The sequence below is a fragment of the Lentzea sp. NPDC037011 genome, from assembly GCF_055607425.1.
Window position 1 is genome coordinate 252983 of the sequence record NZ_JBVJRT010000011.1, and the last position, 10982, is coordinate 263964.

Here is a 10982-nt window from a genome sequence, read left to right on the forward strand (position 1 = left end):
AGTGTCCTCGCCCCGTGAACCGCTGACCCGCGCCCGCATCGTGGATGTGGCGGTGCGGCTGATCGAACGCGAGGGCGTGGAGGCCGTCTCGATGCGGCGGCTCGCGGCGGAGCTGGGCGCGGGCACGATGTCGCTGTACAACCACGTGCCGAACAAGGCGGTGCTGGTCGACCTCGCCGCCGAGCGGATCATGGCGCAGGCCAAGCCCTACCACGTCGACAGCGACGACTGGCGCGACCACGTCCGTGCGCACGCGCGTGCGGTGCGGGAGCTCGCGCGGCAGCATCCGCGGGCGTTCGTGCTGCTCGCGACCCGGCGGCTGAGCGGGGAGGCGGGGTTCCGGACCATTGAGGCCGCGCTGGTGAACATCGAGAAGGCGGGCTTCCGCGGCAAGGTCGCCGTCGGGATGATGCGGGCGATGGTGTCGTACCTGCTCGGAACCCTGATGAGGGAGGTCGCGACGTCGCCGGAGCTCGGCGGGATCGCGCTCTCACCGTTCGAGGGCGTGGACGCGGCGGCGTTCCCGTTGTCGGCGGAGGTCATCGACGAGCTGGGGACCTACGACCACGACCAGGAGTTCGAGTTCGGGCTCGAACTCCTGATCACGGCGTTGGAGCGCTACCAGGGCTAGGGGCGCATCTCGTAGCGGCCGGAGAGCGCGACCACCTGCTGCCACACGGCGTCGAAGCGGGCCTGGTCGACGTGCGGCTTGCGGATCTGCCGCACCGCCCACTGCTGCTGGGCCTCGGTGCTGCTCGGCTTGCCGTGCAACGCGGTCGCGTACCCGGCGAAGTCGCGGACCAGCACGTCGAAGATCTGGTCGATGACGGCGTCGCCGGTGTCAGTGGTCTTGGCCTGCTCCAGCACCAGCTGGCCGTAGACGACCAGGGTGAAGAGGTGGCCCAGGTTCAGCAGGAAGTCGAGGTCCTTCTGCTGCTCCGCGTCCGGTGCCGCGGTGGTGAGCAGGGTCTTGAGCGCGTTCGCCTGCTCGTGGAACAGCGCCACGTTCGGCAGGTGCGCGTGCTCGGTGTAGATCGGCTCCCAGTCGTGGAACTGGACCTTGCCGAGACCGCGCGCGGGGCCCTGGTGCCAGAAGAAGTCGTCGTCGCTCGCGTCGTGGCGGGTCGGGACCTCGGCGTAGTCCTTGGGGTTGAACAGGTAGTTGGGCATGAACTTCAGCACCAGGGCCAGGTTCACGTGCACGGTGCCCTCGAGCTTGGGCAGTGCGCGGATGTCGGCCGTGGCGCGGGTGAAGTACGTGTCCTTCTCGAAACCCTTGGCGGCGATGACGTCCCAGAGCAGGTCGATGACGTTCTCGCCCTCGCTCGTGACCTTCATCTTGGTGATGGGGTTGAAGAGCAGGTAGCGGCGGTCGTCCTCGCCGGCGCTGCGGAAGTAGTCGACGCTGCGGTCCGCGAAGAGCTTCATCGCGGCGAGGCGGGCGTAGGCGTCGACGAAGTTCTGCCGCACGTGCGGGAAGTCGGTGACCGGGTTGCCGTAGAGGATCCGGTTGTGGGCGTGGGTGATCGCCTCGTAGAAGGAGTGCTCGCAGATGCCTATGCTGGCCGTGCACAGGTTGAACTTGCCGACGTTGACGGTGTTCAGCGCGGCGGAGAAGGCGTCGGGGCCGCGGTGCAGGACGTCCGCGTCGGTCAGCGGGTAGTCCTCCAGGCGGAACTCGCTGACGAACATCTGGCTGTCGACGACGTTCTTCACCAGCTTGAAGTTCTCGTGCTGGCTGTCGACGGCGAAGAAGAGGTACTCGTCGTCGATCTTGCCGAAGACGCTGACCATGCCGGCGACGTTGCCGTTGCCGATGTAGTACTTGCTGCCGTTGGCGCGGTAACCGTCGGCGGTCTTCGTGACGATCATGTCGGTGCTGTAGACGTCGGCGCCGTGCTCCTTCTCGGAGAGGCCGAACGCGAAGACGGCGCCGGAGTCGAGCAGCGCCGCCGCCTTCTGCTTGGCCTCCTCGTTGCCGCTCATCCAGATCGGGCCGAGGCCGAGCACCGTGACCTGCCAGGCGTACCAGTACTGCAGGCCGTAGAAGCCGAGCACCTCGCTGAACGCGGCGTTGCGTGCGGCGTCCCAGCGCTTGGCGGGGTCGACGCTCGCGGGCGTGCAGAAGGTGGCGAAGAGCTTCTCCCGCTTCACGAAGTCGAGGAACTCCGCGTACCAGACCTTGTCCTGGGCGTCGGCGATGAGTTGCCGCTTGCCGCGGGCCTCGAACCAGTCGACCGTGGCCTTGAGCAGGCGGCGGGTCTCGTCGTCGAGGTGCGCGGGGTCGTAGTGGTTCGGGTCGAGCAGCACGGGGGAGCCTCCTTCGTCTCTCCGCCGGACGCTACCAGTGAGTAACTTGTGGGTCTACGTGGCCTTTCCTCCAGCACCGGAAATTGTCAGACCCCCGGCGTAACGTGCTCCACATCACATCTTCGAGGAGGCGCGAGATGACGGTGTTGCTGGCGATCGGCACCCGCAAGGGCCTGTGGCTGGCCCGCAGCGAGGACCGCGTGACGTGGCAGGTGGACGGCCCGCACCACCCCATGCAGGAGGTGTACGCGGTCGCGTTCGACACCCGCGGGGGCACCCGCCTGCTCGCCGGGGTGTCGTCCCCGCACTTCGGCCCCGGCGTGTCCACATCGGACGACCTCGGCGCCACCTGGGACGAACCGGAGTCACCCCCGATCGCGTTCCCGGCCGACGCCTCCCTGGAACGCGTCTGGCAGCTCCAGCCGGCCCCCGCCACCCAGCCCGGCGTCGTCTACGCGGGCACCCAGCCCTCCGCGCTGTTCAAGTCCACTGACGGAGGTCGCACGTTCGAGCTCGTCGAGGGCCTCTGGAACCACCCGCACCGCCCCGAGTGGTCGGCGGGCTTCGGCGGCCAGGCCGTCCACACGATCGTCCCCGACCCGGAAGACCCCGACCGCGTGCTCGTGGCCATGTCCACCGGCGGCGTCTACCGCACCGCCGACGGCGGCAAGTCCTGGGAGGCCCGCAACAAGGGCATCAAGGCGTACTTCTTCCCCGACCCGTGGCCTGAGTTCGGCCAGTGCGTCCACAAGGTGGCCCAGCACCCCTCGTCCCCGTCCCGCTTCTACGCCCAGAACCACCACGGCGTCTACCGCAGCGACGACGGCGGCGACACCTGGCAGTCCATCGCCGACGGCCTCCCCACCGACTTCGGCTTCGCCATGGTCGTGCACCCCCACGACCCGGACACCGTCTTCACGTTCCCGATCGAGGCCGACGCCCGCCGCTTCCCACCCGAGGGCAAGTGCCGCGTCTACCGCACCCGCGACGCCGGCTCGTCCTGGCAGGCCCTGGGCGCCGGCCTGCCCGACGCCTTCTGGACCGCCGTGATGCGCGACGCCATGTGCACCGACACCGCCCCCACCCCCGGCGTCTACTTCGGCTCCCGCTCCGGCGAGGTCTACGCGAGCCCCGACGAGGGCGAGACCTGGCACCAGGTAGCCGCCCACCTGCCCGACGTGATGTCGATCCGCGCGGCGGTGCTCCCTTGACGCCCGCCGGCCCACCCGCGGCGCTCCGTCCTGCGGCGCTTGTGCCCGCGGCGCTCCCAACCGCGGCGCCTTTTCTCGCGGCCCTCTGTCCCGCAGCGCCTCACCTCGTGGCGTCTCCACCTGCGGCGCTCCGTCCTGCGGCGCTGGTGCCTGCGGCGCCTCCACTCGCGGCCCTCTGTTCCACGGCGCCTCTACCCGCAGCGCTCCCAACCGCGGTGTCCCCACCCGCGGCACCCCGTCCCGCAGTGCCCCCATCCGCCGCGACTCCCAGGCCCGCTGCAAGACCCGCGCCTGCGGTGCCCAGGCTCGTCGCGACACCCGCGACACCCGCGACACCCGCGACACCCGCGACACCCGCGACACCCGCGACACCCGGTCGCGCCGCGGTCCCGGCGCGCTTGTCGTCCAGGCCCGCCGCGGCGCCTGCCCACACAGCCCTCAGGCCCGCAGCTAGGCCCGAGTCCGTGGCGCCCAAGTCCGCCGTGGTGCCCGCCCACGCGGCGTCCGCGCTCACCCCGGCGGTGCCCGCATGAAGGTCACCGTCCTGATCCCCGGCGTCCTGCGCACCGCCACGGCCGGCGCCTCCCACGTCGACGTCGACGTCCCCGAACCCGCCACCCTCGGCGCCGCCCTGGACGTCCTCGCCGACACCTACCCCGGCCTGGACCGCCGCCTGCGCGACGAACGCTCCACCCTCCGCCGCTACGTCAACTTCTACGTCAACGGCGAGGAGTGCCGCCGCCTCTCCGGCCCGGCCACCCCACTCCCGGCAGGCGCCGAGATCCAGATCCTGCCCTCGGTGGCCGGCGGCTAGCCGCCGGGGTCGTCCAGGGGTCCGCGGCCACGGGGACGGGTCGCGGACCTCCGGACGGCGCGCTCACGGGTACCGGCCTCCGAGGCGGGTGTGCCCGCCATCCGCATTCCTGACCTCGCTGGTCAGTGCGGCTGGTCCCCGGAACCGCCCGCACGGGCGGCGGACCTCTGGGTCCACATGGCCCAGCCACCGACGACGGCGCAGAGCACGGTCACCGAAGCGAGCACCACGAGCAGCGGTGGCACCCACGGTGTCGGCTGTTCGTCGTGGGTGCGGCCGTCCTCGAAGACGCAGGTGCTCGTGAGCGTCCACGGGTCCTGCACTTCTTCCTTGAGCACTGCCCTCTCGTAGACCAGGCCTCGCGCGCACATCTCGTCGTGCTCGCTGATGACGAACAGGATGTTGCCCCAGGCGAAAACGGCCCCCATGAGCACCAGCAACAGCGGGACCGGCACGACGAGCCAGGTCAGCTTCTCCCTCATCTGGCCAGCATCCCGCAAATCGCTCACGTGCCGGTCACATCGGCAGGCGGTTCGGCGAGCCGCAGGTACGCCGGCCGCAGCAGGTCCACGAGGTTGTCGCGCCGAACGGAGATCGGAACCGCGTCGAGCTGGTCGAGGACCGCGTCCGGGCGCACCGCGGCCGTCGGGTCGCCGAGGGGGATCGCGGTCGTGGTCTGGCGGTGCCAGAACGTGTCGAGGCACTGGGTGAGCGGCGGGGCCTCCTCGCGGGTCACCGTCGTGCGGGTGGCGCCGCGGAGGGTGCGGAGGCGGTCGAGGAGGTCCTCACGGCCGCGGCCGCGCCAGGCGAGGATCTCGAACGGGTCGTTGTCGAAGGACTCGGCCAGCAGGTAGCAGGCGGCGGCCAGGTGTTTGCAGGGCACCTCCCAGTCGGGGCAGGTGCAGTCCATCGTCAGCTCGCGCATCGTCGCCGGGAACAGCTGCAGGCCGAGGCCGGCGAAGAGGGTCTCGATGTCGCGGGGCATCTCGCCGGCCAGCAGCTTCGCGGTGTAGAGGGCCTGGCCGGCGAGGGCGTGTTCGATGCGCTGCCACTCGGGTGTGGTGAACGACTTGATCGCGATGCGGGCCCGGTACGGGGTGGGGCGGGAGCCCTGGACCAAGGCGATCACCATGCTCGTGGACAGCGACAGGCTCAGCACCTGGCCCTGGCGCGCGTAGTTGCGGCCGCGGGTCAGGCGGCCGCCCATGCCGAACGACTCCAGGACCTCCAGGAAGCGGCGCGACCACCAGGTGGTGGCGATGTCGCCGCGCTGGCTCTTCGCCCTGATGCCGTTGTCGGCCTTGATGGTCCTGCCGTAGCGGGGATGTTCACCGGACCAGTGGTCACTCACCGACGGCCTCCCCGGAGAGCGTGAGCAGGTCGCGCAGCTGGGAGGTGGACAGCTCGGTGAGCCAGTTCTCGCCCGCGCCCACGACCAGCTGGGCCAGTGCGCGTTTCTCCTCGATCATGGTGTCGATGCGTTCTTCGAGCGTGCCGATGCAGACGAACTTGCGCACCTGGACGTTGCGGTTCTGGCCGATGCGGAACGCGCGGTCCGTCGCCTGGTCCTCGACCGCGGGGTTCCACCAGCGGTCCAGGTGGATGACGTGGTTGGCGGCGGTGAGGTTGAGGCCGGTGCCACCTGCCTTGAGGGACAACAGGAACAGCGACGGGCCGGTGCTGTCCTGGAAGCGTTCGACCATGCGGTCGCGGGCCGCCTTGCCGGTGCCACCGTGCAGGAACATCACCTCGGTGTCGAAGCGGGCCGCGAGGTGGGGCACGAGCATGCTGCCGAACTCGGTGAACTGCGTGAAGCACAACGCCTTGTCGCCCTCGGCGAGGACCTCTTCGAGTACTTCCTCAAGGCGCGCGAGTTTGCCGGAGCGGCCGGAGATGCGGGAGCCGTCGCCCAGGAAGTGGGCCGGGTGGTTGCAGACCTGCTTGAGCTTCGACATCGTCGCCAGCACCAGGCCCTTGCGGCCGATGCCCTCTGCTTCCTCGATCTTCTCCAGCATGTCGTTCACGACGGCCTGGTAGAGCGAGGCCTGCTCGGTGGTGAGGTTGCACAGCTGGCGCACCTCGACCTTGTCCGGCAGGTCGCTGATGATGCGCGGGTCGGTCTTCACGCGGCGCAGCACGAACGGGTTCGTGATCTTGCGCAGGCGGGCGGCGGCGTCCTTGTCGTTGTGGCGTTCCACCGGGACCGCGAAGCGCGCGCGGAAGGTGTTGATCGTGCCGAGCACGCCGGGGTTCGCGAAGTCCATGATCGACCACAGCTCGGCGAGGCGGTTCTCCACCGGGGTGCCGGTCAGGGCGACGCGGTGGCGGGCCTTGAGCCGGCGCACGGCCTGGGACTGGCGGGTGGCGCTGTTCTTGATGTTCTGCGCCTCGTCGAGCACGACCCGGTCCCAGGTCAGGTCGCCCAGCGCGGCACTGTCGCGGTCCGCCAGCGCGTACGTCGTGAGGACCAGGTCGTGGCTCTCGACGGCCTCGCGCAGGGCGTCGCCGTCGAGGCGGCCGGCGCCGTGGTGCACGTGGACGGAGAGCTCCGGCGTGAACCTCGCCGCCTCGCGCTGCCAGTTGCCGACGACCGACATCGGGCAGATCAGCAGGGTCGGCGGGCGCTTGCCGTTCGCGCGGTTCAGGGCCTCCAGCGCCAGCAGCTGCACGGTCTTGCCCAAGCCCATGTCGTCGGCGAGGCAGGCGCCCAGGCCGATCTTGTCGAGGAACGCCAGCCACGCCAGACCGCGCTGCTGGTACGGGCGCAGCCGGGCGCCGAAGCCCGCCGGCGGCTCGACCGGCTCGATCTGCTCGTCGGCCCTGCCGGACAACAGGTCGCCGAGCCAGCCGTCCGCCTCGACCGACGTGAGCGGCAGCGGCAGGCTCTCGTCCTCCTCGGTCAGTCCACTGTGGAGCATCACCTCGGCGGCGGTCATCTGACCACCGCCGTGCCGGAGGAACGCGAGCCCCGCCGCCAGGCGCTTCTGGTCGACCTGCACCCACTGGCCGCGCACCTGCACCAGCGGCACCTTCGCCCTGGCGAGCTCGGCGAGCTCCGCGTCGGTGAGCGAGTCCTCGCCCAGAGCGAGCTCCCACCTGTAGTCCACGATGGACTTCAGGCCGATCTCGCTCTCCTTCGCCACGGTCCCCGCCGTGCCGCGGCTCTTCGTGGTGAGCTTCAACCCGAGCCGCACCCGCTGCTGCCACCACGACGGCAGCAGCACGCCGAAACCGGCCTGCGCCAGCACCGGCGCCGCGGTCAGGAACCGGTACGCGCCTTCGGTTCCGACCTCCAGCTCCGCCGGGTGCGCGCCGCGCAACGCCTCGTCCAGGTCGGGGTGCAGCCGGCTCGCGCGGCCGAGGTCCGCCAGCAGGTGCTCCTGCGGCGCCGGGATCCAGCGCCGCAGCACGGCGTCGTCGGCGAACCACACCTGGTGCGCGGGCACCAGCACGCTCGGCTCGTCGACGGCCTGCAGCAGGAACTCGACCGCCCACTCGTCCTCGCCGCGCTGCTCGGGCGAACGCAACCGGAAGCACGTGCGCACCGGACTCTCGCTGCCCGCGCTCTGCCGCCACCGGTCGAGCTGTTCGCGCAGCTCGTAGAGCTCCACCGGGTCCGCGTCGAACTCCGGGTCCCCGGTCAGCGCGGCGAGCCACGCCTCCGCCGTCGTCTGCTGCCCGCGGCGGCGCGGCGCGAGCGAGGTCTTGTCGAGGCGGGCGCGCACCTGCTCGTCCACCACCGTCGTGAGCGCCGCGCGCACCAGTTCCGCCGGGTCGGCGGCGATCTCCTCGCAGCGGCACGCGGGCGGCATCGCGGCCTGCAACGCGGCGAACCGCGCCGAGTCCGTGCCTGACAGCACCGGCACCCACCGCGCCCGCGGCCGGTCCGGTGCGACCGAGGGCAGCACGCGCCCGCGCGTGACGAGGTCCGCCGCGAAGCCCGCCACGCCGAACACGAACCGCGCCGAGTCGCTCAACCGCACGTCCGGACCCGGTTCCGGCCGGTCGCCGAACCGGATCGTGGGCACACCCCACTGCTTCAGCCCGACCTTGCCGCGCTGCGCCCGGCCCGCCGTGAGCGGGTCGCGCACCAGCTCCGGCGACGCCATCGGACCCGACGCGTAGGAGGGCAGCAGCAACGCGCGCCGCGTCGCCCGTTCGTCGTCGATCCCGAGCGCCGCCGCGAGCGACTCCGCCGTGGCCGCGAACGGGTGCGGCGCGTCCCGGCGGCTGCTCTCACTGCGTGCGGGCAGCCCGGAATCCTCGGCCCACAGCGCAAGCGCGCCGTCGGTCGTGCACAGGCCATGCAGTACGAGCACCTGTGAACCCTATGTGTTCACATTGTCGCCATGGTCGATGACACCCCTGTCGTGCTGGACGGTCAGTCCCTCGGCGGCGACGAAGTCCTGCGCGTCGCCAGGTACCACACGCCGGTGGTCCTGCACGCCGACGGGCTCGACCGCCTCGAAGCGTCGTGGCGCGCCAGCCAGCGCCTCGTCGTGCGCAGGCAGGTGTACGGCCGCACCACCGGTGTCGGCGCGAACCGCGACCAGCTCGTCACCACCGAAGGCTGGGCCGAGCACGGTCTGCGCCTGCTGCGCAGCCACGCCGGCGGCCTCGGCGGCATGCTGCCGGAGGAACAGGTGCGCGCCATGATGGTCGTGCGCCTGAACCAGCTCCTCGCCGGCGGCGCGGGCGTCCGCCGGGCCGTGGCCGACGCCCTGCTCGCGGCGTTGAACAGCAGCTGCTACCCCGGCGTGCACGAGTACGGCGCGATCGGCACCGGCGACCTCACCGCACTCGCCGAGACCGGCCTCACCCTGATCGGCGAGCGCTACTGGCTCGGGTCCACGCAAACCCCGGACCCGATCGACCTCGACTCCGGCGACGCCCTCGCGTTGATCAGCAGCAACGCCCTGACCATCGGCATGGCGGGCCTCGCCTGGCACGACGCCGCGGAACTGCTCAGGGCCACCCACGTCGTGGCCGCCCTGTCGTTCCTCGCCGTCGACGGCGCCGTCGAGGCCTACGCCGAACGCGTCCACCTCGGCCGCCCGCACCCCGGCCAGGTCGCCGTCGCCGCCGAGATGCGCAGGCTGCTCGGCGAGCCGTCCCGCCCGCCCGCACGCATCCAGGACCCGTTCGGCTACCGCTGCTTCCCGCAGATCCACGGCCCCGCCGTCGACGCCGCCACCGACCTCGGCCGCGTCCTCGACGTCGAGTTCAACGCCGCCGCAGAGAACCCGCTCATCGTCTCCGACCACTTCGGCCCCGAGGACGACGCCGCCTACCACCACGGTGCCTTCCACAGCGCGTACCTCGGCCAGGCCCTCGACCGCCTGCGGTTGGCCCTGCTGCACACCGGTCACCTCTCGACCGCCCGGCTCGCCACCCTCGTCGAGCCGAACTTCACCGGCCTGCACCCGTTCCTGGCCGAAGGCGTGCGCGGCAGCTCGGGCGTGATGATCCTGGAGTACAGCGCCAACTCCGCGCTCGCCGAGGTCCGCACCCTGGCCGAGCCGGCCAGCATCGGCAACGCCGTCGTCTCGCGCGGCCAGGAGGAGAACTCGAGCTTCGCCTTCCAGTCCGCGAGCCAGGCCCTGCGCTCGCTGGGCGCGTTCCGCCTCGTGCTCGCCTGCGAGATCGTCGCCGCCGTGCGCGCCCTGCGGCTGCGCGGCATCGTGCCCGACACCCCGGAACTGCGCGCGGCCTTCGAGCTCGCCGAGTCGAAGCTCAACCCGGACATGTCCGACCGCCAGCTCAGCCCGGACGTGGAGGTGGCCTCCGGTCTGCTCGCCGAGTTCGCTTCCTGCTGATTCGCACCTTCCTCTCCCCGCGGTTGGGCGGTGGGGTTGCTGTGGGTTGGGGTGGGCGGCCGCTGGGGGTGTCAGTGGTTGATGGGTTGGCCTGTTGCCGGTGATGGGTGGGGTGAGGCGGCCTGTGGCGCGAAGCGGCGCGGGCGCTGTGCCGGCGACGGGAGTCGGCCGGGAGCAGCGGGCGCGCCGGGGCCCTGGGGAGCCGGGGGAGGGAACGGGCCTGGCGGCGGGACCGGTCCTGTGACGGGTGCGAGCGTTGGTGAGGCTGGGTGAGCCAGCTGGTGGTGTGGTGGGAGGTGCTCCTCTCGTCGCTGGGTGGGGTGGGCCTGGCGTTGAGGTGCGGGCCTGGGGCGGCACGGGACGTGATGCGTGGTCAGGGATACGGCGGGCGGCGCGGGCGCTGTGGGACACGGGTGTGGGGCGTGGCCGGGTGCAGCGGGCGTGCCGGGACCGCAGGTGCCGGGATGGCGGCGGACGGCGCGGGCGCTTGCGTGGGCAACGCGTGAGGCGTGGCTGGGCAGCGGGCGCGTCGGAGATCCGCGGGGTGCCGGGGGATAGCGGTGGTTGACGCGGGCGCTTGCGGAGCAACGCGTGAGGCGTGGTTGAGGTGGGGCGGGCGGCCGGAAACCGCGGAGTGCCGGGTTGGCGGCGGATGGTGCGGGCGCTTGCGTGGCAACGCGTGAGGCGTGGTTGGGAGCCAGCGGGCGCGTCGGAGACCGCGGGGTGCCGGGGGTGGCGGTGGTTGACGCGGGCGCTTGCGGAGCAACGCGTGAGGCGTGGTTGAGGTGGGGCGGGCGGCCGGAAACCGCGGAGTGCCGGGTTGGCGGCGGA

At 71.7% G+C, this 10982-nt stretch carries 8 protein-coding genes; 4 read left to right on the forward strand and 4 right to left on the reverse strand.

What is annotated here, in order from left to right; genetic code table 11:
* The first annotated feature begins 1 nt into the window (after position 1).
* Positions 2-631, forward strand: coding sequence for a TetR/AcrR family transcriptional regulator C-terminal domain-containing protein (locus tag ACZ7CH_RS31620; RefSeq protein ID WP_360400613.1), 630 nt, complete (start codon positions 2-4; stop codon positions 629-631).
* Here ACZ7CH_RS31620 and ACZ7CH_RS31625 read toward each other — a convergent pair.
* Positions 628-2310: an acyl-CoA dehydrogenase gene (locus tag ACZ7CH_RS31625; RefSeq protein ID WP_470375605.1), complete on the reverse strand. Its 1683-nt coding sequence runs from the start codon at positions 2308-2310 to the stop codon at positions 628-630. The two genes, ACZ7CH_RS31620 and ACZ7CH_RS31625, sit on opposite strands and share 4 nt — an antisense overlap.
* Positions 2311-2447: 137 nt before the next feature.
* Between ACZ7CH_RS31625 and ACZ7CH_RS31630 the strand changes: the two genes are divergently transcribed.
* Both ACZ7CH_RS31630 and ACZ7CH_RS31635 read left to right on the forward strand, forming a co-directional pair.
* Entirely contained in the window at positions 2448-3521 is a 1074-nt protein-coding gene (locus tag ACZ7CH_RS31630; protein ID WP_360400619.1) for a WD40/YVTN/BNR-like repeat-containing protein, read from the forward strand.
* A gap of 529 nt (positions 3522-4050) precedes the next feature.
* Entirely contained in the window at positions 4051-4335 is a 285-nt protein-coding gene (locus ACZ7CH_RS31635; RefSeq protein WP_360400622.1) for a ubiquitin-like small modifier protein 1, read from the forward strand.
* 122 nt (positions 4336-4457) lie between these two features.
* Here ACZ7CH_RS31635 and ACZ7CH_RS31640 read toward each other — a convergent pair whose 3' ends face one another.
* Genes ACZ7CH_RS31640 through ACZ7CH_RS31650 form a run of 3 tightly spaced genes read right to left on the reverse strand, consistent with a single transcriptional unit; the run spans position 4458 to position 8654 of the window.
* Complete coding sequence (locus ACZ7CH_RS31640) at positions 4458-4817, reverse strand: hypothetical protein (protein ID WP_470375606.1); 360 nt, start codon at positions 4815-4817, stop codon at positions 4458-4460.
* A 23-nt stretch (positions 4818-4840) separates the two neighbouring features.
* A complete protein-coding gene (locus ACZ7CH_RS31645; RefSeq protein WP_470375607.1) occupies positions 4841-5686 on the reverse strand; it encodes an SWIM zinc finger family protein in 846 nt (281 codons plus the stop codon).
* Positions 5679-8654: a DEAD/DEAH box helicase gene (locus tag ACZ7CH_RS31650; protein ID WP_470375608.1), complete on the reverse strand. Its 2976-nt coding sequence runs from the start codon at positions 8652-8654 to the stop codon at positions 5679-5681. Before ACZ7CH_RS31650 ends, ACZ7CH_RS31645 begins: the two co-directional genes overlap by 8 nt.
* Positions 8655-8684: 30 nt before the next feature.
* On the opposite strand from ACZ7CH_RS31650, the gene ACZ7CH_RS31655 reads away from it, so the two are divergent.
* Complete coding sequence (locus ACZ7CH_RS31655; RefSeq protein WP_470371315.1) at positions 8685-10151, forward strand: aromatic amino acid ammonia-lyase; 1467 nt, start codon at positions 8685-8687, stop codon at positions 10149-10151.
* Positions 10152-10982 lie beyond the last annotated feature (831 nt).

Bases quoted from the DNA above. Each gene is read 5' to 3' on its own strand.
- ACZ7CH_RS31640 (WP_470375606.1), bottom strand. From the start codon at position 4,817: ATGAGGGAGAAGCTGACCTGGCTCGTCGTGCCGGTCCCGCTGTTGCTG.
- ACZ7CH_RS31655 (WP_470371315.1), top strand. From the start codon at position 8,685: ATGGTCGATGACACCCCTGTCGTGCTGGACGGTCAGTCCCTCGGCGGC.
- ACZ7CH_RS31635 (WP_360400622.1), top strand. From the start codon at position 4,051: ATGAAGGTCACCGTCCTGATCCCCGGCGTCCTGCGCACCGCCACGGCC.
- ACZ7CH_RS31630 (WP_360400619.1), top strand. From the start codon at position 2,448: ATGACGGTGTTGCTGGCGATCGGCACCCGCAAGGGCCTGTGGCTGGCC.